Below are 23,301 nucleotides of genomic sequence, written 5' to 3'. Positions count from 1 at the left end.
AAAATGAACACCTTTTTTACTGTTCTATTATTATTGCTCGCACTGAATATGCTTTTACTTTTAATCAGTGTAAATAGGGCAAAATAAAAAAGCTCCCTATATCAGGAGCTTTCTTTATAAAGTAAGGGTTTTTGTACCAAAATCCCTATTTGACCGACATTAGTTCAACATCGAATATCAATGTGGCGTTTGGAGGAATGACACCACCTGCCCCGCGACTCCCATAAGCAAGATCTGAAGGAATGACAAAACGGGCTTTGTCCCCCACTTGCAAAAGGGCAATACCTTCGTCCCAGCCCGGAATTACCTGTCCCATTCCCAATGGGAACGCTATCGGTTCCTTTCTGCTGTAGGACGAATCAAAGACTTGTCCATTATCCAAACTTCCTTCATAGTGCACGGCGACCGTTTTACCCTTCTCTGCTTTTGTTCCATCTCCCTTCTGAATGATTTTATAGCGAAGCCCGGAATCGGTTCTGTCAAAACCGGCAGCCAGTTTTTCCATAGCTGCCTCAGCCTTTGCCTTTTTCTCGGCCTCGCGCTTTTCACGTTCTCCATCAAAGGTCCTAAAGGCTTCAATAGCATTCCATTTTTCGGCATCTTCACCAACCCTTACTATTTTCAAGGCCTCGATCCCGTCTCCTTGTTCAATGGCATCAACCACTTCCTGTCCATGGGCCACATGTCCAAAAACGGTATGCTTGTTGTTTAACCATGGAGTGGCTACATGGGTAATGAAAAACTGGCTTCCATTGGTACCAGGGCCGGCATTTGCCATGGAAAGCACCCCAGGACCATCATGTTTTAAATCATCGTGAAATTCATCTTCGAACTGATAACCCGGACTCCCTGTTCCCGTACCTTGGGGACATCCTCCCTGAATCATAAAGTCTGGAATGACACGATGGAATTTTAATCCGTCATAGTAGGGTTCCCCTTGGGGTTTGGCTCTGTTTTCCAAGGTCCCCTCGGCCAAAGCCACAAAATTACCCACGGTCCCCGGAGTTTTATCATGAGTGAGCTTTACGAGGATTTCACCTTTGGTGGTATTGAATTTAGCGTAGATACCGTCTTGCATAATTTCTTGATTTAAGGCTGCAAAAGTAAGGCTTGGAAACGAAAGGAGCTATCCTTTTACCTTTTTTGGTTTTGCCGTTCCATACTTGTCCATTAAATACACCAAACTGGTCATTGTAGCCGCTCCCAGTTCCAACTCCCGTTTGTTTACATGTTCAAAAGTATCGTTTTCCGCATGGTGGTGGTCAAAGTAGCGTTGGCTATCGGGCCGTAAACCGGACAGCACAATATTTTCATCCCGTAAGGGCCCCACATCCGCACCACTCCCCCCGCGAACGAACATATGTATCAAATAAGGTTCAAAAAGGGATTTCCATCCTTCAATCTGTTCAAAATTTTCATCCGTACATTCAAAGGAAAAGCCCCTTGGGGTAAATCCTCCGGCGTCACTTTCAAGTGCAAATACATGGGTTTCATTTTTTTGCCTGGCCACTTCGGCATATTTTTTCCCACCGCGCAATCCGTTTTCTTCATTCATAAAAAGCACCGCCCTAATGGTTCGTTTGGGCCGATAGCCATTTGCCTTGATCAATCGCAATACATCCATACTCTGGACAACCCCGGCTCCATCGTCATGGGACCCATCCCCTAAGTCCCAAGAGTCCAAATGTCCCCCAACGATCATGATTTCATTGGGATATTCGGAACCTCGAATTTCACCGATTACGTTATACGATTGTACATCGGGATATTGCTTACAGCTTTGCTTGAAGAAAAATTTAATTTCCGGATTCAATTTTAGTGTTGTACTCAGGAGTTCTGCTCCATTGGTACTGATGGCGGCGGCAGGAATACGGCTTTCCACCGGGGTTTCCCCGTAACTCATTGCCCCCGTATGTGGATAATCATCCAGTCTAAGGTTCATGGAACGTACGATTACGCCCCGCGCACCATATTTCCCCGCTTCGGCAGCGCCGGAATAGCGTTGGTCCACACAGCCGGAATAGGCACTAAAAGTGCTGATCTGGGTAGGATCCATAGGGCGATTGTAGAAGACTATTTTTCCCTCAATCTTTTCCCTTCCCAGCTTTTCCAAATCTTCAATACCCTGTACTTCAACAATACTGGCCTTTAATCCACCATCCGGTGTTGCCACGGAACCTCCCAAAGCACAAATGGGAACATTGGTGGTTATACCGGGTCGGGTTTCAATATAGGCGAATTCCGGGGTCCCCCTTACCCATTTGGGTACCATAACGGGTTGCAACCATACCCTGTCCAGCCCAAGGGAATCCATTTGACGTTTCGTGTATTCAATAGCCTCCTGTGCCTGTACCGAGCCGGATAAACGCCCCCCTATTTGGTTGGAAAGGTAGTTTAACCATTCATAGGCCTTTCCATTGGTAAGTGCCATATCGTAAATGGCCTTTAATTGTTTCTCATCTTCTGACTGTGCCCGTAGGAACAACGTACAGCTAAAAAAAAGGACAAGGAGTAATCTTGGGTTCATTCGTTTTCTTTTTCCAGTTGTTGCTTGAAGGATTCTAAGTTAGCTTTTATTTCAGCATCTAATTCCGGTTCTTTTACATCTTTATATTTTTTTAACGATTCCAACAATATGGAAGCCACAATAACGCGGGCTGCCCTTTTATCATCCGCTGGAACAATGTACCAGGGGGCATGTTCCCTGGAGGTCTTGTTAATGGCTTCCTCATAGCATTTTTGATAGCTGTCCCATAGTTTTCGTTCCTTTAGGTCACCAGGGGAAAACTTCCAGTTCTTTCTTCTCAACCGAAGTCTTCGCAACAAACGTTGGCGCTGTTCCTCTTTTGAAAGATGAAGGAAGAATTTGAAGATAATCGTGCCATTTTCGGAAATGTGGCGTTCAAAATCGTTGATTTGTCGGTAACGTTTTTCCCAGAAGGCTTCGTTGATATCATCCATACTGTCAATACCCGGTATGTTTTCCCCTAAAATGTAATGGGGATGGACTTTGGTAACCAGGACATTTTCATAGTGTGTTCTATTAAAAACACTGAACTTCCCGCGCTCTGGCAGTGCAATATAATGACGCCATAGGTAGTCATGGCGCAATTCGAGCTTACTTGGTACTTTGAAGCTGTGCACCACCACTCCCCTTGCATTCAACTCCTTGAAGACTTCACGGATCAAACTGTCCTTACCGGCGGTATCCATCCCTTGCAGACAGACCAATACCCCATACTTCCCGTGGGAATAAAGCGTATCTTGAAAATCGGCCAGTTCTTCGCTAACACTTTCCAATTTCCTTTTAAGTTCCTTGCCGGTCTTACCAAAATCCTCCAAGGTGGGTATATTGGACAACTCAATGGGACCCTTGACTTTGTATTTATCACTATTGATTTCTTCCATAGCTTGAAATATACACATTTTTGGGAGCAGGTAACAACGGATACACCCATTACCGTTTATCGAAATATTGATCAATTTTCCCCTTTTGTAGTAAAAAGTTGTTTTTCGCCGATGGAATTTCATCCCAAGCTGTGGTATCGGCTAATTTTATGGGACCAAATCATACCATATGAAATCCTATCAGAAGATATTGCCCATTTTGGGCATAATTCTTGGGCTTTTAGGACTGTTATTGGCGCTTTCCTTTACGACCATCAACGCCTGTCAGTTGGCTAACGTTGATGCGCTTTCCATTAAAAAACACACACAAACGGCACTCAAGACAAGCTCATTGAAAATGGCGAGATACCATGCTTTTAAAGCCTTGAACAGTATGGAGAAAGCAAAGGTCAATTTTAGTGATTGCGGGTGTGAGCCTGCATTGAAAACAGCCAAGGATGCCGAGATGCACCTTAAGAACGCAACACGTTCAAAATCCATGGATGACTCAAAGAGTTATTTAAAACTTGCCCTACAAAACACATTGGTCGCCATTGATGCCTTAAAAAGGTTTGAAGAGGAATACGCCAGTAATTATGGAGATGATATTTTGGTCATGAACACCAAGGAGGTTCTTAACGAACAGGGAGGGATTCTATTGACCCCGGCCAAACAACTCCAACGAACGATGGAGAAGGGTTTGGCGGAATTTGAAAACTCCTTGGATGCTGTAGTGAACTATGTGGATTGCGAGGACGCCTTTAATTTTATAAACAAAATTGTTAGCAAATCCAATGCGCAATTGGAACGAAAGACCCTGACCCAAGCACAGCACAAATACCATTTGGAAGTTAGGACCATAGCCCTGGATGCCCTTTTAAGGTTGGAGGGTTGCCCACAAAAATAAATTACTTACTCGCAAACAACTTAACGTCATCCTCACTTACTTCCTCACCCCCAAGAATAATCAATCGTTCTACAACATTGCGCAATTCGCGTACATTACCGGTCCAATCATAGCCCTTTAACAGCTCCACGGCTTTAGCTGAAAAAACCTTTGGTACGGACCCTTGTTCATCCCCAATCTTTTTGGAAAAGAACTCAATAAGCAATGGAATATCCTCCCTTCGTTCATTCAGGGAGGGCACTTGAATTAGGATTACTGCCAATCTATGGTATAAATCTTCCCGGAACTTCCCCTCCTTGATCTCTTTTTTTAAATCTTTATTGGTGGCGGCAAGCACACGGACATCCACTTTGATGTCCTTATCGGAGCCTACCCGGGAAATTTTGTTCTCTTGTAGTGCCCGTAAAACCTTTGCCTGTGCAGAAAGGCTCATATCCCCAATCTCATCCAGAAAAATAGTCCCTTTATTGGCCGCTTCAAACTTGCCGGCACGATCCTTTACTGCAGAGGTGAAGGCCCCTTTTACATGACCGAACAATTCACTTTCTATCAATTCTGAAGGAATGGCCGCACAATTCACTTCAATAAACGGTGCATTGGAACGGTGGCTTTTTTGATGGACCCAATGGGCAACCAATTCCTTACCCGTTCCATTGGAACCTGTAATCAGTACACGGGCATCAGTTGGGGCAACTTTATCAATTATCCCTTTAATGCCCCCAATGGCCGGGCTATTACCAACCATTTCATAGTTTTTGCTGACCTTTTTTTTCAGGATTTTATTTTCGGCCACCAATTCCTTTTTGTCCAAAGCATTTCGCACGGTAGTCAACAGTCGGTTCAAATCCGGTGGTTTGGAGATATAGTCAAAAGCTCCCAGGCGCATGGTATTCACTGCCGTGTCCAAATCACCATGACCGGAAATCATGATGAAAGGAATTTCCGGTTTTTCCTTCTTGGCTGCCTCCAGTACTTCTACACCGTCCATTTTGGGCATTTTAATGTCGCACATAACAAGGTCAAAATCATCTTTTTTTAATATTTCCAACCCCTTTGCACCGTCTTCTGCTTCAGACACTTGATAGGCATCATTTTCTTCCGATAAGATCTTTACCAAAACCCGCCTAATGGCTGCTTCATCTTCAATGACCAATATTTTAGACATAAACTGTTTTTAAAAAATGGATATTCTAAATCCTCCCCTGAGGAACAGATTCGCTTCATTATTCAATAAAAATACGTCATTACGATTATCATCACGCAATGTACTGTCCAAAATCAATGAACGTCCAAAATTGGCATAAAAGGACATATTCTTATTGATATTGTATTGATACCAGAGTGTTGCGACCAAAGCCGACAATGAAATCCGGGACCCCACTTTATTATCGGGAAGTTCAATATCGTCCTGGACATTTATAAAGTAACCATCCAATAATAATGCCAATTGAAGGGTATGCCTATCCGAAATATGATACCTAAAATTGGCCCTTGGTATACCAAGGGTATAGGACCATTTGGGATGGAACCTACGATAATAGCTTACCAATGGCAAGGGTATGGGAATTCCCGTAGTACTGTTAAAGGCAAACCCCAAGACAATACGGAACGGTTTTTCGACATCCTTGACCTCTTTCCAAAGGGATGCAGTGGCGTTGAAGAACAGATCATCGGAACTGATTCCCCCTTTTAAATTTGAGGCCAGTCGCGGCGTTACTATACCCACCAGTCGCCAATTCTCGTTCCATTTGGTGATATAGCCCAGATTGAAGTCCGCAATGTGAAGCTGCTCTATTTCATCCTTGTTAAAGGGTGTTTCCTTTCTAAATTCTATATCAAACTCGTTGTATTCGGCTCCCAGGATCAAATAATCGTTTTGGTTGATCTTCAAGGGAACATTGACCAAGGCACGATATCTGGAGGTGTTTATTCCCGTATTGTTTTCCGGTATTCTCAGATATTCCAATCGGAACAAATCCGTACTTTGGGCATTTACCATGGCACATTTGGCACACAAGAACAGGATGGAAAATAGCGAACACTGTTTTTTGGTCATCCTATGTCATGGGGTTAAGGATGAAGGGTTCGGGTTATGTTGAAAAAGATGTACATCCCTTTGTGGAAACGGTATGGTAACGTTATTGGCCCTAAATTTCCTATCTATGGCGTAGCGAATATCGCTTTTTATTCTAGGGTCGCTAAAGCTGTCATTGATAAAAAAATTAATGGAGAACAAGAGCGCAGAATCCCCAAAATCCTCAAAAAGTACAAAGGGTTTTGGGTTTTTCAATACTCCTGTCCTTTCCAAGACGGCTTCCTCCAATAAACGGGTAACCAACTCCACATTGCTACCATAAGCCACACCAACCTTTACATTCTCCCGTGTGGTCTTGTGGTTTTGCGTAAAATTATAAATGGTATTGCTAATGAATTTGTGGTTTGGGATGATGACGATTTTATCGTCCCTGGTAATTGCACGGGTCGTTCGCAATTTTATTTCAAACACTTTGCCAATTTTTCCATCTACATCCACAATGTCCCCAACCTGAAGCGATTTGTCCACCATGATCAGGATTCCGGCAATGATATCCTGAAATAGTTCTTGTAATGCCAATCCCAGACCAACAAAAAGCGCTGCCGATGCCGTAAGAATGACCGTTACATTGATGCCAGCTGCACTCATGGTCACCAGGATCACCACAAGGTAGACCACATATTTTATGAACTTAAAGATGCTAATGAACTTGAGCCTGTCCTCTTGCCCCATTTTCCTCGTAAAGAGCTTACGTAACATCTTAAGCACAAAACTGGTAGCAATAAATGCAAAGCTCAGTAACAGCACCAACCCCACGGTAATATGGATGGACTTCTCCCCTTGACCCAAATGCAAGCCCCAATTCAAGAAATCTTGAACAGAACCCCAAATGTCCTTTTCCAAAATTTCCTTCATGGTATTATCTTGCTCCTGCATCCTTAATACTTAAGCCATTTATAAAGTTCCTTATAAGAAGGTTTTTTACCGTACATCAAAATACCCACCCGGTAGATTTTTGCCGCTAGCCAAACAATGGCCAAAAACGTAATGATCAAAAGTAGTATACTAAGTAGTAATTGCCACAATGGAACACCACCTTCCCCAATTCCGCCCGGGAGTCGCATTAGCATTACAATGGGAGAAGTAAGTGGAAATAACGAAAAACCAACGGCTATGGGACCATGTGGATTGCTGAAAACGGAAAAGAATCCTACATAAATGGCCAACATCAAAGGTAGGATAATAGGGAAAATAAATTGCTGCGTATCCGTCTCGTTATCCACTGCGGCGCCTATTGCCGCATAAATGGAACTATAGATGAGATATCCCAATACAAAGTAAATAACAAAGGAAAACAACAATAAGAGCCAGGGAATCTTAAAAAGTTCATTCACATATTTTTGAATATCGTCGTCCCCTTCCGGTATGGATGGTAAGCCTTCCATGCCACTGGGAGAAATCGCTGCTTGACCGCCCAATGCGGCCATATCGATGTCAAACAACAGCAAAGCCACAAATAAGAGCAACGAAGCGGAAAAAATCCAGATGGCAAATTGTGTGACACCCGCCAAGGAAGTCCCTAAGATTTTCCCCAGCATCAGTTGAAATGGTTTAACGGAAGAAATGATCACTTCAATGATCCGGGTAGTTTTCTCCTCAATGACACTGCGCATTACAAATCCACCGTAAATAATAATGAACATCATAATAAGGTAACCAAAACCACCACCGATAAATGCCTTTATTTCATTAATTCCCTTTAAGTTCCGTTCTCCTTTAAAGGTAGCGGTCCGAAGCTCGTATTCCTTTTCGATACTGGCAAATTCCCTGGAGGAGACCCCTAGGTTTTCCAATCGGTCCTTGCGTAAACGATTTTCAAAAATATCCTCCAATCGATTCAATACCTGGCTGGTTGGATTGTCCTTGGTATATAGGAAAGCCGCTTGGGAAGCATCTTCCAGATTATTGGATTTAGGAATATGAAGCAAACCATCATACTGCAGGGCCAAAGTGGAATCTTTCGCCTCTTCAAGGGCTATGTCGGTAAATTCAATGAACGAAACCGATTCTCCCGGAAGAAAATCACCATGAAAGTATCGACTATCGTTCAATACCGAAACAATATGTGTTTCACTGTCGTTTATTTTGGTCAAATACGCTATAAGAACCACCATGCCCACCATTAAAATGGGGCTTAAAAAGGTCATTACCACAAAGGATTTGTTCCTAACCTTGGCAAGGTATTCCCTTTTGACAATCAATCCCAGTTTGTTCATTCACCCTTTGCTTTAACGGTTTGGATAAAGATATCATTGGCGGTAGGAATGGTTTCTTCAAAGTGATTGATGTTTGCCCTGGTGGCGAGATGGGCCAAAGCTTCGGTAGTATCTCCCGAGGGAAGCTTTAGGGTAAAGTCCAATTGTTTTTCCTTTGGATCAAATACATGGTTCAATATTCTAAACCGCTCCTGTAGCTCTTTTAAAATCCCTTCCCCCTGTCCATTGACCTGCAATCCTACTTTAAAAACATTGTTTTTGTGGGCTTTTTTAATATCGGACAGTTTTCCTTCCAAAATTTTATGCGATTTATGGATTAGGGTGATGTACTCACAAAGTTCTTCCACGGATTCCATACGGTGGGTTGAGAAGATGATGGAGGTACCCTGTTTTTTCAATTCCAAAATCTCATCCTTTATTCTATTGGCGTTAATGGGATCAAAACCACTGAACGGTTCATCAAAAATGAGCAGTTTGGGTTGGTGGAGCACGGTAACGATGAACTGTATTTTTTGTGCCATCCCCTTGGAAAGCTCTTGGATCTTTTTGTTCCACCAGTCGCCTATTTCCAGACGTTCAAACCAGTATTTGAGCCGCTTTTTTGCTTCTACTTTGGAAAGGCCCTTAAGTTGTGCCAGATACAGTGCCTGCTCCCCTACCTTCATGCTTTTATATAGTCCACGTTCTTCGGGCAAATATCCAATGGTGGCAATATGTTTTGGAGCCAATGGTTCCCCATCAAAAAACACCTGCCCCGTATCCGGATACGTAATTTGGTTGATGATACGGATAAGCGTAGTCTTCCCCGCTCCATTAGGGCCCAAAAGACCATAAATGCAATTCTTTGGGATATCTAGGGAAACATTACTTAGTGCGGTATGTTCTCCAAAGGACTTTGAAACGTTTTCCGCAACCAAAATAGGGGTCATGCAAAAATTTTTGCCAAAGATACAATTATGTGGATTTTTTGTAATGTATTATCCAAATTGGCAAAAACTACCTATCCGCCATCATTTGTGAACATTTAAAATATAGTATAACCCTTGAATCGTAGTTCTGTTCGGGGTTCTTCAATTTGTAATTAGCGTTTTGCCCTTAAAAGCAAAACCCACCCTTAAAGGTTTAAGGATGGGAAAAAAATTGCTATGAAAAAGAAAATTAGATACTGGTCTACAGTATCAAGGTCAAATATACGTTTTTTCGCTGAACAAAATGATTTTTTGTTTAATAGTATTCCTATGAGAACATATCCTTGACCTTTTCAAAAAAGGATTTATCGGATTTCTCGGGTTTTGGCACAAAATTGTCATCACTTTGCATACGTTCAAAAAACTCACGTTGTTCACGGGTCAACTCCTTGGGTGTCCATACATTAACGTGCACCAACAGATCTCCACTGCCGTATCCGTTCAAGCTTTGGATACCCTTCCCCCGTAGTCTAAGAATCTTACCGGATTGTATTCCGGATTCCAATTTAATTCGGACTTTGCCACCAACGGTATCTATTTCTTTGGAACTGCCCAATACGGCTTCGGAAATACTGATGTACAGATCATAGTGAAGGTTGTCGCCTTCCCGCTTTAACGTGGGATGATCCTCGGTCTCTATGGCCACCAATAAATCCCCTGCCACTCCATTCCCTGGGGCACCATTGCCCTTTCCGGAAACTTTGAGCTGCATTCCATCTTCCACACCCGGGGGAATTTTTATGGAAACGGTCTCTTCAACGATCTTTAGTCCCTGGGCATCCGCCCCACTGGGCCTATGGTCAATTACTTGTCCTGTCCCACCGCATGTACTACAGGTTGTTGCCGTTTGCATTCGGCCCAAAATGGTGTTTGTGATTTTGGTCACCTGACCACTTCCCCCACAGGTTCCACAAGTTTTGTAAGTAACCCCTTCTGCTTGTAGCTTGCGCTTCACTTTTACCTTTTTCTCCACACCATTGGCCACTTCTTCCAGGGTAAGTTTCACACGAATTCTAAGGTTACTGCCCTTTACACGGCGCTGGCCACCGCCAAAACCACCAAAACCACCGAACCCACCACCAAAGGCACTGCCAAAAATATCTCCAAATTGACTGAAAATATCTTCCATGTTCATACCGCCACCACCAAAACCACCACCTTCAAAAGCAGCATGGCCAAACTGATCGTATTTGGCCTTTTTGTCAGGGTCGCTCAATACCTCATAGGCTTCCGCAGCTTTTTTGAACATTTCTTCTGCCTTGGCATCACCAGGGTTCTTATCAGGGTGGTATTCCAAAGCCTTTTTTCGATAGGCCTTCTTTATTTCAGCCGCCGAAGCTCCTTTGGGGACACCTAGTATATCGTAAAAATCCTCTTTCATAATTCTTTAGTTCCCAACCACAACTTTTGGGTGACGTATGATACGATCGCCAAGCTTATAACCTTTTTCAATCACATCGATCACCTTACCCTGCAATTTTTTATTTGGTGCCGGAATTTGGGTTACGGCATCGTGTATTTCGGCATCAAAAGTGTCGCCCTCCCCTACTTCAACCTCTTCCAAACCTTTGGATTTCAATGTTTCCCTAAACTTGGTATTGATCAGTTCCACACCTTTGAGCAATTCTTTTTCCTTGGTCTTTGCAATCTCCTTAAGTGCCCGGTCAAAATCATCCATAATGGGAAGTAAGGATACAATTACCTCTTGTCCCGCAGTTTTAAAAAGCTCCATCCGTTCTTTGGAGGTTCGCTTTTTAAAGTTTTCAAATTCTGCAAAAAGACGTAAAAATTTGTCCTTTTCCTTGGCAAGTTCCTCGCGAAGTTGCTCTTCTTCCGAAAGTTCTTCGTCTATTGCCCCTTCGTTGGAAACTTCTTCCCGGTCAAGCTCAGTCGCATCCACGGATTGTTGTTCTTCAACGGTTTCATCCACTTCCTGAACCTTACTTTTTTTACTCATGTGCTTATCTACTTTAAACTCGAATATGAGCCGGCAAAAGTACTGCCATTCCCTAAATAAATGTCAAAATGTCACAGGATTACATAAAAAAAACCGCCTATTCGGCGGTTTTCATATCATGGGACAAAAATCTAACCATAATTTCCCTCATATGATGGTTTTGTAGCCTCTTCCTGGCATTCTTCACCACCATAAAAGCTTTCCAAAGCACTACAGATGTTTTTATAATTGAAAATGAATCCTTTCTTTTCTATCCGCTTGCTGCTCACCCGCTGACTTGCAAAGAGCAAATAGGCCATTTCCCCCAAAACCAGTTCCATCATTATTTTGGGAACATTTGGCATAATCAAGGGCTTTTTCAGCACCTTGGCCAGTTCCTTGGTCAGTTTTGCATTGGTGACCGGGTTAGGTGCCACCCCATTAAAAGTCCCTTTTAATCCATTTTCCAGAACAAACAGGAACATTCTTGCCAAATCCTGAATATGAATCCACGATTGCCATTGTTCACCTGAACCAAAGGCCGCACCCACATAATTGTTCACAGGGGCAACCATTTTTGGCAAGGCACCTCCTTGGTTGGATAGTACTAATCCAATTCTAATTTTGGACACCTTAAAATTGAATGATTGAAAAGTATCGATTTCCTTTTCCCAGGCCGCTACTACTTCTCCCAAAAAACTAGTATCGACCTCGGTTTCATTTTCCTCATAAAATGTAGTCAGGGAATATGGGTATATGCCAATGGCGGAAGCGGAAACAAAAGCTTCCACTGTATCATTGCCGGAATCCTGCAATCCCTTTTTTAAGGTTCTTAGACTATTCAGTCTACTTTCGAGCACCTCTTTTTTGTAGGAAGCGGTCCATTTTTTTGAAATTGTTGCCCCGGCAAGGTTGATGATCGCCGTTACTCCCTTGAACGCATTTTTGTCAATCTCACCTTTGGAGGGGTTCCAGAAATATCCCTGATAGTTCCCTTCCTTAAGGATTTTATCTTCCCGTGTAGTAAGATAATTAATTGGGATATCCCTTTGCTTTAGCTCCGCTACTATGGCTTTCCCCACTAATCCCGTGGCGCCCGTAATCAATACCCTCATGCTAATTTTTTTACAAATGTAAAGCTTTGAATTGTCTGATTTCCAAGTATTAAAAGCAATTTAACAGTCTTGTTGAACTTTTGGGCCAACCTTGGCAAAAGGTACTGGCCAATCCCAAAAAGATGGAAAGCTCGTTAGATCTTGACCGCCCTGAGCATTTCCCTTTTTCCTGGCGGTCCTGGTAAACGCTCCACAGAAAAACCTACTTCTTCCAGATTTCTTCGTACACTACCTTTGGCCGAATACGTAACCAAGATACCGTTGGTCTGCAACGCCCGGTACATTTTCCCGAATAGTTCCGCCGTCCAAAGTTTGGGCTGTACCCTTGGCCCGAAAGCATCGAAATAAACAAGATTGAACGATGCGTTATCTTCCACTTCAAAAAAATCCTTTTGTTGTTTTGTCAAACTAAAAAAAGGACTGAGCACAATGGTTTCCCCCCATGGGGAATCATGCATCCTTTCATAGATTGGCCTTAACTGATTTTCCCCCAACTGGGAAACGTAATCCAATTGGGTAATTTCCCCATGGGAAACAGGGAAGGCCTCTACACCCACATAATCAATGGTAAATCCGTTCTTCTGTGCTTCGTAATAGGTAATCAAAGCATTTAAGGCCGTACCAAAGCCTATTTCCAAAATGGAAACTTGGGACCGTTCCAATGCAAATAGTCCATGCTTTAGAAAGACATGGTACGCTTCTTGGATAGCGCCGTGCTTGGAATGGTACTGTTCGTTCCAATCTTCTATATGAATGGTTTTGGAACCATCTCCGGTGACAATGATCTTACGTTTCAAAATCAGTTGGCTATCCGCACGCCATCCGCTTCAAACCTAAGGGTCTGTTTGGGCTTTGTAATCTTTGCCAATTCTTCTTGGGTTGCGCCTTCATCCTCGGCATAGTGCTTCTGGTCTTCCACCGTCATTTCCTCCACAAAGGCAACTCCATTCAAAATAACTTCCTTTCCAGCAACATCCTTTGGGACAAAAAATCCATAATCCTTAAACCTGACAAAGACCTCCTTTCCATCCACCAAATCTACCTTCATCCAACAGCCTTTGGCCTGACAAACTTCAGTAATGACCCCAGTTAGCTGGGATTGTAACGGGTCGGAAACCTCCATATTTTCGAATACTTTTGAGGATTTCTTCACGTCTTCCCCAACGTCAAAAGAAGAACCGTAGGTATTATAATCCTGTGCAATGACCCCCGTAGTCCCGGAAGACAACAAAATCACAAGAAAAATGTTAAAAAAAATGGATTTGCGTAAAAAAATATCGGTCTTTAACATTTGTTTGAATTTATAAGCCCATTCCCCACAAAATGCAGTGAAATTCGCTAATTTTAACATTGCAAAAATACGTAGATGGAGGTACAATCTAAACATATCGCTATAGAAAAGTCGACCACAACCAAGATCCACGAGGTCGATTTCAACAACCTTTCCTTTGGAAGCGTCTATACAGACCATATGTTGGTGTCTGATTATAAAAATGGAACATGGAGCGTTCCAAAAATCATTCCTTACCAGCCCATTGCATTGGACCCTGCCTCAAAAATCTTTCATTATGGGCAATCCATTTTTGAAGGAATGAAAGCCTACAAGGACCCGGAAGGACAAGTTTGGTTGTTTCGACCAAAGGACAACCATGCCCGGCTCAACAAATCCGCGGAAAGAATGGCCATACCCGAACTGCCGCAAGAGTACTTTATGGAGGGCCTGACCACCTTATTGGAATTGGAAAAAGATTGGATACCCCAAAGCCCTGGAAGTTCCTTATATGTAAGGCCTTTTATGTTTGCCTCGGGAACCGGACTACATGCCTCCCCTGCCGATGAATATAAGTTTCTGATTGCCCTTGCGCCTTCAGGGGCCTATTTCTCGGGAAAGGTAAAGGTACTCATTGAAGAAACATACGCCAGGGCCGCAAACGGTGGTGTTGGATATGCAAAAGCAGGGGGAAATTACGCAGCACAATTTTATCCAACAAAATTGGCAACGGACCAAGGTTACCAACAGGTTATTTGGACAGATGACCATAACCATGAGTATATAGAGGAAGCAGGGGCCATGAACATTTTTATTAGGATAAATGACACCTTGCTTACGGCGCCCACCAGCGACCGCATTTTAGACGGGATTACCAGAAAAAGTATTTTGGAGCTTGCCGAAGATATGGGCATTGAAACGGAAGTACGAAAAATTAAGGTTTCCGAAGTAGTTGAAGCCGCCGAGAACGGAGCTTTGAAAGAAATGTTTGGGGCGGGCACCGCTGCCGTTATATCCCCAATTTCGGCATTTGGATATAAGGGAGAGGAATATGTATTACCCGAACTGGAGCACAGCTATGCCTCTACGTTAAAGACCAAGATTACGGATATTCAATATAATAGAGCCGAGGACAAGTTCGGTTGGCGGTACCGTGTATGCTAAAATAACGTTGCAAAAAGGGGGGTTATCCCCTTTTTAGTTTTCCAATATTTCGGAAATATTGGGTTCAAAATAATTGGGGCCCTTCATCACTTTGCCATCTTCCCTATAAATGGGTTTGCCATCGGTTCCCAATTTGCTCATATTGCTTCGTTGGATTTCGTTAAAAACAGCTTCGATTTTGTACTGAAGACCGTGCTCCAGGATTGTCCCGCATAGAATGTAGAGCATGTCCCCCAACGCATCCGCCACTTCGACCAAATCCCCCTTTTGCGCAGCTTCCAGATACTCTTCGTTCTCTTCATCCATTAAATTAAATCGCAGTTTTATTTTGTCCAATCCCAAATCTGCCTTGGGTGCATTGAGAACCCCTAGTCCAAATGCCTGATGAAATGCTTTGACCGCATCCAATTTCTGTTTCATAAAATTCATTAATTGGGTTAGTTTTGCGAAAAATAAGAAAAAGTATGTTCTCCACGGGTCAAACCATTTTTGCCATTTTATTTATTCTTGGATTTACGATCATTTTGTTTTTTATGTATCGAAAGGATAAAAAGTTACACCAAAAGAATTACAAAGGGGTAAAATTGGTAGTATTGACCTTTATCGGTTTTGTGGTTTTTCTCTTTATAATTAAACACCTTCTCAAAAATTAACATTTATATTGAATACACCACAAAAATTAAGATTTTTACAACAATCCTTGCTTTTCTCTCGTATGAAATAGGAAAAGACGTACTTTTGTAGTGTTAATCTAACCAAAGAATGATAACATTTTTCAGCATTTTATTTGTTTTAATGGCTGTCAATGGGGCTTTACTAATATTCAGTGTAAATGGTGCCATGGATGGCTTTAAAAAGAAGTTTCAGAAACATTCCGACGACAATATCATCAAATTCCCCCCTACGGAAATTTCTGAAACCAAGTACAAGAAAGCCGTTTAGTCCTTAGTTTTAGGGCATGAAACAAGTTTTTTTAGTCTTTTTGGGTGGTGGTGTCGGTAGCGCCCTTAGATTTCTAATGTCCAAAGCCCTCAATCCTTTTCTTAAAAATTTCTTTCTGGGCACTTTCCTGGTAAACATCATTGGTTGTTTACTAATTGGTTTGGTAATGGGGCTGTTCACCAAAGGAAAGCTGCTTACCGAAAATCAGATGTTGTTATTGGTCGCTGGCTTTTGTGGTGGCTTTACCACTTTCTCGGCCTTTGCATTTGAAAAGCACTCCCTCTTGAAATCCGGGGAAATACTTCACTTTTCCATTTACGCCATTTTAAGCATCATTACGGGTATATTGGCAGTATCTCTCGGCCTTTGGCTTTCTAGATTGTTTTGAGGCACGTTATTTTCATTCTTTTCATCTTTTTATACTTTTTATTGCAAAAAAAGTATCCGATAAACCTATTTCACCACATTATCCTCAACTAAAAGGACCAATACTGTCGTTTAAGTTATCGAAATTCACAAAAAAATTTACAAAAAATTTACATACCCCTAATTTTATAGGGTTCTTTTCAAAATACTTCGTAAAAATCAATTCCATATCCTAAAAAAATATAGGGTTAGGATTCTATTCACATATATTTGACACTTTAACCAAAAATCAATTATGAAAAAAGTCGAGGCAATTATTCGAAAATCAAAATTTGATGAGGTGAAAAAAGCGCTTCATGAAATTGAGGTCAACTTTTTCAGTTATTGGGATGTAACAGGAGTTGGCAATGAAAAGCAGGGCCATGTATATCGGGGTATCACCTACAGTACCACGGACATACAAAGAAGGTATTTAGTCATTGTGGTATCTGATGAATTCGTTGAAAAAACGGTGGACACACTTATTAAAACTGCTGCCACGGGCAATGTTGGTGACGGAAAAATATTTGTGTCCGAAGTATTGGAAGCATACAGAATACGAACAGGGGAAAGCGGTTACGCCGGAATCAACTAAATACTGACCAACTAGAATCTTTAAATTATGGAAGCAGGATTATTTACAGCAAATAACGTATGGATGATGGTATGTACCGCCTTAGTGTTCTTTATGCACCTTGGATTTTCCTTTTTGGAAATTGGACTGACCCGTCAAAAAAACACAGTGAACATACTCTTTAAGAATGTTTTTATCATTACCGTAGGATTACTATTGTACTATATAGGTGGATTTAACCTTATGTACCCAGGATTTGAAGATGGGGATATGGGTTTCCTCAAATTTTCTGGTTTTGGTATTGGGGCACCTGAAAATGGAATGACCCCCGAATATGCGGATGGTGGTTACACTTGGTGGACAGATTTCCTTTTCCAGGGGATGTTTGCCGCTACGGCAGCGACCATTGTTTCTGGAGCCGTAGCCGAGCGGATAAAACTTGGTGGTTTTATGATTTTTACCATTTTTTATGTGGGGTTGGTATACCCAATTGTGGGTGCTTGGAAATGGGGCGGTGGCTGGCTACATGGCCTAGGCTTCTATGACTTTGCCGGTTCCACATTGGTACACTCCGTTGGGGGATGGGGTGCGTTGATTGCCATCTACCTGCTTGGAGCACGTATTGGCAAGTTTGGCGAAGATGGTAAGCCGAAGGCAATACCTGGCCACAACCTACCACTCGCGGCCGCCGGTGTATTGATACTTTGGTTGGGCTGGTTTGGGTTTAACGGAGGTTCCGTTCTTTCCGCAGACCCCGCAGTGACCTCTTTAGTATTGGTCACCACTTGTTTGGCTGCTGCCGCTGGTGGGGTATCGGCATTTATCACCTCATTTGTCAGATATAAAAATTTCGATTTGACCATGTTCCTGAACGGTATACTTGGTGGGTTGGTAGGCATCACTGCAGGAGCCGACCAAATGTCTCCAAATGAGGCCGTTATTATAGGATTGATTGCCGGTGTAATCATCGTATTTGGCGTAGCATTGATCGATAGATTAAAGTTGGATGACCCCGTTGGAGCGGTAGCCGTACATTTAATATGTGGTATATGGGGCACTTTGGCCGTTGGAATCTTTGGAGCTATGGCCGGTCTTGATCAGTTCTTGGTGCAATTGGCTGGAGTTGGAGCTACAGCAACTTTCTGCTCAATTACCGGCTTCATCATTCTGTTTGCCATCAAAAAGATAGCAGGACTCCGTGTTTCGGAACAAGAAGAACTGGAAGGTTTGGACCTCCACGAACATGGAATGGATGCTTATGCCGACTTTAGGATGAACCAACATTAATGAAAAGGTAACGGAGCGTTTGGCAGAACGCTCCGTCTGCAACCTTTTTCAAAAAATCAGATAAAAATATAATCCGCCCATCTTCATGGGCCTCAAAACATGTTACTATGAAAACGGTTACGTATGCTACAAAATACTAAAAAAAGCTTTCGCGCAAGACCATTTGATGTAGCAATAAACCATCAAAGGGGTTATCCAATAGCACTTTATTACGATCCAAACACTGGTCCATCCATGGCCTGGAGTGTGATGGTAAAGAACTCGGTTAAATCCCGATTACTAAGATTTTCATCAAAAAATAACCAATTATTAATTCTTTTTTAAAACCTAGAAATCATGTTGAAAAAACGAACAATTCTAATTGCACTATGCGGAATTCTAGCCCTTTCGGGAAAAAGTTGGGCCCAAGATACCCCAAGTATTGACGACAAAGTGGATGTTGGGCTTAGCCTAAATCTTGATGCCTTTTTTGGCTTTAACCCTATGATGGCCATTTCATATGCTTTGAGCGATTCCGATGCCCTAACTTTTTATGGCATCCAATGGGGTGCAGGTACCGGATCGGCATGGGGCCAGTGGACAGAATTTGGTATTGGGTACAACAAGACCGTTGGTGCCTTTGACATTAACCCCCAACTGGGATTTACCATGGGTAGCCTTCTTTCCAGTGGTGCCGCCCAACCTGGTATTATCGGAGACGGTATAGTCCCCAACCTAACCGTAAATCTTGGTACGGAGCAGCTGGAGGGACAATTTTACTTTGGGTATTATGCAGCCTTAAGTGATGAGACCGAGGCAGTACAGGCACCCAATCCACTGCAATCCACCAATAACTATGTACACTATTGGGCCAATCTGGGCTATAAAGTATCTGACTTTTTCTCCGTTGGAGGGCATTTTGAGGAACTCTTTCTTTCTGGAGGCTCCACCAATGGCGGTGGTGACCTGGACAGAGCGGATGGCTACGTTTGGTTGGGACCATACATACAGTTTCAAAAAGGGAACGCCGGCCTAAGGTTTTCCTTTGGAGGGAACCTTGCGGATGAAGATGATCGCTTTGCCCCTAACGACTTTTATAAGTTAGCATTTTTTATGTCCTTGTAGTACGGACTTTAAACCCTTTGGAAAATGGTCGCGAGGCCAACTAATCCAAAGAAAACTGTTTTACTCCTGCCATCACCTTGGTATTCATAAAATTTTGCCTTGGCACCAAGGGGCAGGAGTATTTTTTATTGTACACACAGTACGGATTGTAGGCCCGATTAAAGTCAATGACCAAAGTATTGCCCTCAGGGATTTTTAGGTTCAAATAGCGGCCTCCCCCGTAGGTCTCCTCCCCATTGGTCAAATCCATAAACGGAAGAAAGAGGTATTCTTCATTTCCTGCGGCACTCGGCAATTCCAAGCTTTTATAGACTTCCAATTGGTGCTCGGTACCATTCAGTAAAAAGTAGGCGACTCCATAAACTACTTCCCATGACGTTCTATCCGTAGTGGTTGGCATCCTAAACGGTTTGGCGTTCGGTGTTCGTTCAAATCTTGCGGTTACCACATATGTAGTGTCCGCAGGGAAAAAATCCAAGCCTTCAAAATCCTTCCGAAATCTATCGGGCAATGGTGAGGTTTCAGGGTCCTTAAACTCTTCATTCGTTTTCTCCTGATACTCCAAAATAGTTCGGAGTTTTGCCGGTACTGCATCGACCTCATTTGTTCGTTCATCGTGATATTTTTTCCCCTGCCCACAAGAACACAAAAATAAAACCAGGATATATCCAAGATGTTTCATTCCATAAAAATACATCAGTCCGATTTTTTTCCAAGGGAATTGTACCTTTTACCCAAAATATGGATATGAAAGAATTGTTGACCTTTAGTATACTGGCCTTTTTCCTTCTAGGTTGCCAGAATCGGGAAGAACCATCAGTTGCAAAGGCCGAAAGGGTGTTTCCTACCCTTGCCCCCAATCGATATAATGTTGGTTTCCTGATTATGGATGGCGTCTACAATACGGAATTTACTGCCCCCTTTGACATCTTTCAGCATACCCAATATCGAAAGAACATTAAAGCCATGAACACGTTCACCGTAGCCAAAACCTTAGCGCCCATTACCTCTTTTGAAGGCGTTCGTATTCTCCCCGATTACGATTATACCAAGGACGAACTACCCAGGATTGATATTTTGGTCATTCCCAGTGCAGAACACCATCTGGATACTGATCTAAGGGATACCGTAATGCTCAATTTTGTAAAAAAAGTGGACAGGGAAGCAATTTTTATGACATCCCATTGCGATGGGGCCTTTATTTTGGCCAAAGCGGGGCTTTTGGACAATGTTGCCTCCACAACATTTCCCAGTGATATTGCCACCTATCGGAAAATGTTTCCACGCCTTGAGGTAAAGGATAGTGTTCTTTTTGTGCATGATGATAAATACATCACCTCTGCCGGTGGGGCCAAAAGCTTTGAAGCCGCCCTATATCTGACAGAAGTTCTCTATGGAAAAGAAATAGCCAAATCCTTGGCCAAGGGACTGGTCATTGATTGGGATTTGGCCAGTGTCCCTTCTTTCATTCGTCAATAGTGGTCTTATACCGGGCATTATCAAGGTATTTTTTCACCAAGGCATTGAACTCTGGTGTAATGCGCAATAAGGCCGTATTGGGTATATTGTACAATTGCTCCTTGGAGTTGAAGCCTTTTTTTAGGGCTTCTTCCAAATAAAAAAGTGCGGTTCCAAAATCCTCATTTTTGGATGCGATTGAAGCCACTTTAAGATAGTTGTCAAAATTATTGGGTTCGGCAATGGTCTTTAACATAAATAAAAGCACAAGGGCTTCCTCGTCAACGATTTTCTGACTTTTTACCAGGTAGATATTGTCCTCTACCAACGCATTGACATAGCCTACAAGCCGATACCCCATTTTACGTTCCGCGGCATTACTGCCGTTGATAAACTTATTGATCCGTTCCATCTGAAAGTTCCACCAACCCAGATTATTGAAATTATAGGTCAACACATCTTCTTCCAGATAATAGGCAAAGTCCTCCCGTAACAAGGTCTCCTTAAACAGGGTGGTTTCCAACTCCCTTTTTTGAATTCGAAAACCTTTGGTACGTTTCAGGTTCTTTTTCATTTCCCTGAGGGAATCCGTATCCCGTAAAGTCCTAAAGATATTTTGTGTTTCTGCCATGGCCCTATTGGCCAGAAAGAATTCGTTCTTATCCAACAATTCCTTTATATGGCCCAGGTCGCTTTGGTAGAACGCCTCAATGAACCCTGAGTCCTTGACCGTATTCCCCCTGGCCATGGCCAAAAGTTCAAAATAGGATAATGCCTGCGCCAATCTTTTCCCTGTAGTGTTATTTGAGAGGGAATCCCCTACCAAAATATGATTGGGAAACTTTAAACCGTTCAAGACTTTTTCGTCCCTAAGGATCGTTGGATAATTAAAATTGGTTTTATCAACCACACCAATGAAATGAAAAGGGTTTTTAGCGTTGAGCAACTCCGTATTGGCAATTGCGGCATTAATGGATACCGTACCTACAATCTCCCTAAAAAAAATGGGGACCAAATTGGCAAACCTTCCCCCGCTTTCAAAGCCGGCGGTATAGATCCTACTTTTGTTGACGGGCAGTAGCTCCAAAAGATAGTCCACCACTCTTTTGGTCCGTTGCATGTTCTCGGAAATTGGTACACTATCCCGTATGGAATTGGGAGCAGCAACTACATAACCCAAACTGTCCGCAACACCAACAAATTTTGAAATTCCGTCCTTTCCCCTGCCTTCCATATCAAATACCATGAGCAGGGGCCATTTTTTATTTAACTCGAACTTATTGGGCAAATAAAGCGAAAAGGTTTCCGGGATGGAATCACCAACCACCGCCAACGAATCAATGATCGTTCCCTTTTTTATTCTCAGGCCTTGGGAGTAGGTTGAAAAAGATAAAAAGATCAGGGAAAGAGTGGTCAGCAATGTAAATGTCTTACTCATACTCGTTGAGTAACAAAAACCTAGCCAAAAATTAAGATGTCCTTTGTTCATTCTTAAATTTGATTACCGGGGCATTGGAGACCACATTGGACAAAATTATATGGGTTCGGGTTTCCCCGTAACCAATTAATTTATCAATAAATTTTTCCAAATGTGATTGGTCTTGAATAACGACCTCCATGATGATATTCTCATTTCCTGTAATTCGATAGCAATTGATTACTTCCTTAAAGGTATCAACTTTAGCCAAAAAAGGCTTCAATTTTCCGACAAAAGCCCTAAGGGTAATAATGGCCCTTAGTTGATAACCCAGTTTAGCATGGGAGATATGGGTGGTATAACTTTCAATAATGCCAAGGTCTTCCATTTTTTTTACGCGCTCTGCTACAGCCGGAGAAGTAAGACCTACCCTTTTACCTACTTCCGTAAAACTCACTCGCGAATTTTGCTGTAAACAAAGTAGGATTTCCGTGCTTAGACGATCTAATTTAAAATTCAAATCAAAAAGTGTTTTTGCTTTAAAATATTTTGAAAATTAATACAAATGCTTTAATTATTAAAGACAATAACCCTTTTTTCATTAGTATTTTTATATGTCCATATATTGGTTTTTCATGGAAAAGAATGGTATAAATTCACTACCTGTTTACAAGAACTCCCTGGTGTTAAGGGATTTAAGTGGTGCGCTTGCCCATTATTTTTCTTCGGAGGGCAAAGCTTTCTCCCGGAGGACCTTGGGGTTGAGAGCAATTATTGCAGAATCCATTGCTACGGATGCATCATTGATTCCTGTGACCATAGAGAAAGCGTACACGTCCAATTCTTTGCATAACCGTCTTAAAAATGTAACGTTTATCACCATCATTATGCGGAATATCATTTCCTACTGCAATGGCCTTGAGAAAGATGGTATTAAGGAGAAAGAATATCTGCACTTACTACGAAAGGAGATAAAGACATTTCAAAAGTCCTTCAAAAAATGGCGGAAATCCCTCGTTAGTAACGAGTCTTAGTTTTATAAGCCCTCCGTTTCAA

Annotated in this window: 26 protein-coding genes; 9 read left to right on the top strand and 17 right to left on the bottom strand. The window is 42.3% G+C overall.

What is annotated here, in order from left to right; genetic code table 11:
* Positions 1 to 145 precede the first annotated feature (145 nt).
* Genes L0P88_RS16575 through L0P88_RS16565 form a run of 3 tightly spaced genes read right to left on the bottom strand, consistent with a single transcriptional unit; the run spans position 146 to position 3,408 of the window.
* Positions 146 to 1,078 carry a peptidylprolyl isomerase gene (locus L0P88_RS16575; RefSeq protein ID WP_247131037.1) on the bottom strand — a complete coding sequence of 311 codons (933 nt, stop codon included), beginning with the start codon at positions 1,076 to 1,078 and terminating at the stop codon, positions 146 to 148.
* Positions 1,079 to 1,126: 48 nt separating this feature from the next.
* Entirely contained in the window at positions 1,127 to 2,527 is a 1,401-nt protein-coding gene (locus tag L0P88_RS16570; RefSeq protein ID WP_247131036.1) for a M20/M25/M40 family metallo-hydrolase, read from the bottom strand.
* Positions 2,524 to 3,408 (bottom strand): PPK2 family polyphosphate kinase, encoded by an 885-nt coding sequence (locus L0P88_RS16565; protein WP_247134883.1) that lies wholly within the window; start codon positions 3,406 to 3,408, stop codon positions 2,524 to 2,526. The genes L0P88_RS16570 and L0P88_RS16565 overlap by 4 nt, the downstream gene beginning before the upstream one ends.
* Positions 3,409 to 3,577: 169 nt before the next feature.
* Between L0P88_RS16565 and L0P88_RS16560 the strand changes: the two genes are divergently transcribed.
* Positions 3,578 to 4,294, top strand: coding sequence for a hypothetical protein (locus tag L0P88_RS16560; RefSeq protein ID WP_247131035.1), 717 nt, complete (start codon positions 3,578 to 3,580; stop codon positions 4,292 to 4,294).
* A 1-nt stretch (position 4,295) separates the two neighbouring features.
* Here the strand turns inward: L0P88_RS16560 and L0P88_RS16555 are convergent, their stop codons facing one another.
* The 10 genes from L0P88_RS16555 to L0P88_RS16510 form a co-directional block, all read right to left on the bottom strand.
* Positions 4,296 to 5,459, bottom strand: a complete 1,164-nt coding sequence (locus tag L0P88_RS16555; protein WP_158780205.1) for a sigma-54-dependent transcriptional regulator — start codon at positions 5,457 to 5,459, stop codon at positions 4,296 to 4,298.
* Positions 5,460 to 5,468: 9 nt separating this feature from the next.
* Positions 5,469 to 6,350: a DUF6268 family outer membrane beta-barrel protein gene (locus tag L0P88_RS16550; RefSeq protein ID WP_247131034.1), complete on the bottom strand. Its 882-nt coding sequence runs from the start codon at positions 6,348 to 6,350 to the stop codon at positions 5,469 to 5,471.
* Positions 6,351 to 6,356: 6 nt separating this feature from the next.
* Positions 6,357 to 7,265: a mechanosensitive ion channel family protein gene (locus tag L0P88_RS16545; RefSeq protein WP_247131033.1), complete on the bottom strand. Its 909-nt coding sequence runs from the start codon at positions 7,263 to 7,265 to the stop codon at positions 6,357 to 6,359.
* A 2-nt stretch (positions 7,266 to 7,267) separates the two neighbouring features.
* Positions 7,268 to 8,605 (bottom strand): ABC transporter permease, encoded by a 1,338-nt coding sequence (locus L0P88_RS16540; RefSeq protein ID WP_247131032.1) that lies wholly within the window; start codon positions 8,603 to 8,605, stop codon positions 7,268 to 7,270.
* Positions 8,602 to 9,534, bottom strand: coding sequence for an ABC transporter ATP-binding protein (locus L0P88_RS16535; RefSeq protein WP_158780202.1), 933 nt, complete (start codon positions 9,532 to 9,534; stop codon positions 8,602 to 8,604). Before L0P88_RS16535 ends, L0P88_RS16540 begins: the two co-directional genes overlap by 4 nt.
* Before the next feature lie 307 nt (positions 9,535 to 9,841).
* The gene (gene dnaJ, locus L0P88_RS16530; RefSeq protein ID WP_247131031.1) at positions 9,842 to 10,954 is read right to left on the bottom strand and encodes a molecular chaperone DnaJ; all 1,113 of its coding nucleotides are present in this window, start codon (positions 10,952 to 10,954) and stop codon (positions 9,842 to 9,844) included.
* 6 nt (positions 10,955 to 10,960) lie between these two features.
* Positions 10,961 to 11,530 carry a nucleotide exchange factor GrpE gene (locus L0P88_RS16525; protein WP_247131030.1) on the bottom strand — a complete coding sequence of 190 codons (570 nt, stop codon included), beginning with the start codon at positions 11,528 to 11,530 and terminating at the stop codon, positions 10,961 to 10,963.
* A gap of 131 nt (positions 11,531 to 11,661) precedes the next feature.
* Positions 11,662 to 12,624 carry a TIGR01777 family oxidoreductase gene (locus tag L0P88_RS16520; protein ID WP_247131029.1) on the bottom strand — a complete coding sequence of 321 codons (963 nt, stop codon included), beginning with the start codon at positions 12,622 to 12,624 and terminating at the stop codon, positions 11,662 to 11,664.
* Between the two features lie 134 nt (positions 12,625 to 12,758).
* Positions 12,759 to 13,421, bottom strand: a complete 663-nt coding sequence (gene mnmD, locus L0P88_RS16515; protein ID WP_247131028.1) for a tRNA (5-methylaminomethyl-2-thiouridine)(34)-methyltransferase MnmD — start codon at positions 13,419 to 13,421, stop codon at positions 12,759 to 12,761.
* Between the two features lie 2 nt (positions 13,422 to 13,423).
* Positions 13,424 to 13,915, bottom strand: a complete 492-nt coding sequence (locus tag L0P88_RS16510; protein ID WP_247131027.1) for a DUF4920 domain-containing protein — start codon at positions 13,913 to 13,915, stop codon at positions 13,424 to 13,426.
* A 75-nt stretch (positions 13,916 to 13,990) separates the two neighbouring features.
* On the opposite strand from L0P88_RS16510, the gene L0P88_RS16505 reads away from it, so the two are divergent.
* Positions 13,991 to 15,058 (top strand): branched-chain amino acid aminotransferase, encoded by a 1,068-nt coding sequence (locus tag L0P88_RS16505; RefSeq protein WP_247131026.1) that lies wholly within the window; start codon positions 13,991 to 13,993, stop codon positions 15,056 to 15,058.
* A gap of 33 nt (positions 15,059 to 15,091) precedes the next feature.
* Here the strand turns inward: L0P88_RS16505 and L0P88_RS16500 are convergent, their stop codons facing one another.
* Positions 15,092 to 15,478 carry a nucleoside triphosphate pyrophosphohydrolase family protein gene (locus tag L0P88_RS16500; protein WP_247131025.1) on the bottom strand — a complete coding sequence of 129 codons (387 nt, stop codon included), beginning with the start codon at positions 15,476 to 15,478 and terminating at the stop codon, positions 15,092 to 15,094.
* A 342-nt stretch (positions 15,479 to 15,820) separates the two neighbouring features.
* Between L0P88_RS16500 and L0P88_RS16490 the strand changes: the two genes are divergently transcribed.
* From L0P88_RS16490 to L0P88_RS16470, 5 genes are all read left to right on the top strand, one after another.
* A complete protein-coding gene (locus L0P88_RS16490; RefSeq protein WP_247131024.1) occupies positions 15,821 to 16,000 on the top strand; it encodes a hypothetical protein in 180 nt (59 codons plus the stop codon).
* 16 nt (positions 16,001 to 16,016) lie between these two features.
* On the top strand, positions 16,017 to 16,388 hold the full coding sequence (gene crcB / locus L0P88_RS16485) for a fluoride efflux transporter CrcB (protein WP_247131023.1): 372 nt from the start codon (positions 16,017 to 16,019) through the stop codon (positions 16,386 to 16,388).
* 273 nt (positions 16,389 to 16,661) lie between these two features.
* On the top strand, positions 16,662 to 17,000 hold the full coding sequence (locus L0P88_RS16480) for a P-II family nitrogen regulator (RefSeq protein WP_158780193.1): 339 nt from the start codon (positions 16,662 to 16,664) through the stop codon (positions 16,998 to 17,000).
* 27 nt (positions 17,001 to 17,027) lie between these two features.
* Positions 17,028 to 18,266, top strand: coding sequence for an ammonium transporter (locus L0P88_RS16475; RefSeq protein WP_247131022.1), 1,239 nt, complete (start codon positions 17,028 to 17,030; stop codon positions 18,264 to 18,266).
* A gap of 336 nt (positions 18,267 to 18,602) precedes the next feature.
* Positions 18,603 to 19,370, top strand: a complete 768-nt coding sequence (locus tag L0P88_RS16470; protein WP_247131021.1) for a DUF6733 family protein — start codon at positions 18,603 to 18,605, stop codon at positions 19,368 to 19,370.
* A 40-nt stretch (positions 19,371 to 19,410) separates the two neighbouring features.
* On the opposite strand, the gene L0P88_RS16465 is transcribed toward L0P88_RS16470, so the two are convergent.
* A complete protein-coding gene (locus L0P88_RS16465; protein WP_247131020.1) occupies positions 19,411 to 20,052 on the bottom strand; it encodes a DUF1684 domain-containing protein in 642 nt (213 codons plus the stop codon).
* A 65-nt stretch (positions 20,053 to 20,117) separates the two neighbouring features.
* Between L0P88_RS16465 and L0P88_RS16460 the strand changes: the two genes are divergently transcribed.
* Positions 20,118 to 20,849 carry a DJ-1/PfpI family protein gene (locus L0P88_RS16460; RefSeq protein ID WP_247131019.1) on the top strand — a complete coding sequence of 244 codons (732 nt, stop codon included), beginning with the start codon at positions 20,118 to 20,120 and terminating at the stop codon, positions 20,847 to 20,849.
* On the opposite strand, the gene L0P88_RS16455 is transcribed toward L0P88_RS16460, so the two are convergent.
* Complete coding sequence (locus L0P88_RS16455) at positions 20,836 to 22,266, bottom strand: alpha/beta hydrolase (protein WP_247131018.1); 1,431 nt, start codon at positions 22,264 to 22,266, stop codon at positions 20,836 to 20,838. The genes L0P88_RS16460 and L0P88_RS16455 overlap by 14 nt on opposite strands.
* A gap of 31 nt (positions 22,267 to 22,297) precedes the next feature.
* Complete coding sequence (locus L0P88_RS16450; RefSeq protein ID WP_158780187.1) at positions 22,298 to 22,765, bottom strand: Lrp/AsnC family transcriptional regulator; 468 nt, start codon at positions 22,763 to 22,765, stop codon at positions 22,298 to 22,300.
* A gap of 115 nt (positions 22,766 to 22,880) precedes the next feature.
* Between L0P88_RS16450 and L0P88_RS16445 the strand changes: the two genes are divergently transcribed.
* Positions 22,881 to 23,279, top strand: a complete 399-nt coding sequence (locus tag L0P88_RS16445; protein WP_247131017.1) for a TIGR03643 family protein — start codon at positions 22,881 to 22,883, stop codon at positions 23,277 to 23,279.
* Positions 23,280 to 23,301 lie beyond the last annotated feature (22 nt).

This window comes from Muricauda sp. SCSIO 64092, assembly GCF_023016285.1.
Taxonomy (GTDB): domain Bacteria; phylum Bacteroidota; class Bacteroidia; order Flavobacteriales; family Flavobacteriaceae; genus Croceivirga.
This window is presented reverse-complemented; position numbering and strand designations above follow the sequence as displayed.

What these genes read in the sequence shown, in the direction of transcription:
- dnaJ (WP_247131031.1), bottom strand. Translation starts at nt 10,954, where the DNA reads ATGAAAGAGGATTTTTACGATATACTAGGTGTCCCCAAAGGAGCTTCG.
- L0P88_RS16525 (WP_247131030.1), bottom strand. Translation starts at nt 11,530, where the DNA reads ATGAGTAAAAAAAGTAAGGTTCAGGAAGTGGATGAAACCGTTGAAGAA.
- L0P88_RS16560 (WP_247131035.1), top strand. Translation starts at nt 3,578, where the DNA reads ATGAAATCCTATCAGAAGATATTGCCCATTTTGGGCATAATTCTTGGG.
- L0P88_RS16455 (WP_247131018.1), bottom strand. Translation starts at nt 22,266, where the DNA reads ATGAGTAAGACATTTACATTGCTGACCACTCTTTCCCTGATCTTTTTA.
- L0P88_RS16570 (WP_247131036.1), bottom strand. Translation starts at nt 2,527, where the DNA reads ATGAACCCAAGATTACTCCTTGTCCTTTTTTTTAGCTGTACGTTGTTC.
- L0P88_RS16535 (WP_158780202.1), bottom strand. Translation starts at nt 9,534, where the DNA reads ATGACCCCTATTTTGGTTGCGGAAAACGTTTCAAAGTCCTTTGGAGAA.
- L0P88_RS16500 (WP_247131025.1), bottom strand. Translation starts at nt 15,478, where the DNA reads ATGAAACAGAAATTGGATGCGGTCAAAGCATTTCATCAGGCATTTGGA.
- L0P88_RS16540 (WP_247131032.1), bottom strand. Translation starts at nt 8,605, where the DNA reads ATGAACAAACTGGGATTGATTGTCAAAAGGGAATACCTTGCCAAGGTT.
- L0P88_RS16470 (WP_247131021.1), top strand. Translation starts at nt 18,603, where the DNA reads ATGTTGAAAAAACGAACAATTCTAATTGCACTATGCGGAATTCTAGCC.
- L0P88_RS16510 (WP_247131027.1), bottom strand. Translation starts at nt 13,915, where the DNA reads ATGTTAAAGACCGATATTTTTTTACGCAAATCCATTTTTTTTAACATT.
- L0P88_RS16475 (WP_247131022.1), top strand. Translation starts at nt 17,028, where the DNA reads ATGGAAGCAGGATTATTTACAGCAAATAACGTATGGATGATGGTATGT.
- L0P88_RS16465 (WP_247131020.1), bottom strand. Translation starts at nt 20,052, where the DNA reads ATGAAACATCTTGGATATATCCTGGTTTTATTTTTGTGTTCTTGTGGG.
- L0P88_RS16545 (WP_247131033.1), bottom strand. Translation starts at nt 7,265, where the DNA reads ATGCAGGAGCAAGATAATACCATGAAGGAAATTTTGGAAAAGGACATT.
- L0P88_RS16575 (WP_247131037.1), bottom strand. Translation starts at nt 1,078, where the DNA reads ATGCAAGACGGTATCTACGCTAAATTCAATACCACCAAAGGTGAAATC.
- L0P88_RS16555 (WP_158780205.1), bottom strand. Translation starts at nt 5,459, where the DNA reads ATGTCTAAAATATTGGTCATTGAAGATGAAGCAGCCATTAGGCGGGTT.
- L0P88_RS16550 (WP_247131034.1), bottom strand. Translation starts at nt 6,350, where the DNA reads ATGACCAAAAAACAGTGTTCGCTATTTTCCATCCTGTTCTTGTGTGCC.
- L0P88_RS16520 (WP_247131029.1), bottom strand. Translation starts at nt 12,624, where the DNA reads ATGAGGGTATTGATTACGGGCGCCACGGGATTAGTGGGGAAAGCCATA.
- L0P88_RS16490 (WP_247131024.1), top strand. Translation starts at nt 15,821, where the DNA reads ATGATAACATTTTTCAGCATTTTATTTGTTTTAATGGCTGTCAATGGG.
- L0P88_RS16505 (WP_247131026.1), top strand. Translation starts at nt 13,991, where the DNA reads ATGGAGGTACAATCTAAACATATCGCTATAGAAAAGTCGACCACAACC.
- L0P88_RS16565 (WP_247134883.1), bottom strand. Translation starts at nt 3,408, where the DNA reads ATGGAAGAAATCAATAGTGATAAATACAAAGTCAAGGGTCCCATTGAG.
- crcB (WP_247131023.1), top strand. Translation starts at nt 16,017, where the DNA reads ATGAAACAAGTTTTTTTAGTCTTTTTGGGTGGTGGTGTCGGTAGCGCC.
- L0P88_RS16480 (WP_158780193.1), top strand. Translation starts at nt 16,662, where the DNA reads ATGAAAAAAGTCGAGGCAATTATTCGAAAATCAAAATTTGATGAGGTG.
- L0P88_RS16460 (WP_247131019.1), top strand. Translation starts at nt 20,118, where the DNA reads ATGAAAGAATTGTTGACCTTTAGTATACTGGCCTTTTTCCTTCTAGGT.
- L0P88_RS16445 (WP_247131017.1), top strand. Translation starts at nt 22,881, where the DNA reads ATGGAAAAGAATGGTATAAATTCACTACCTGTTTACAAGAACTCCCTG.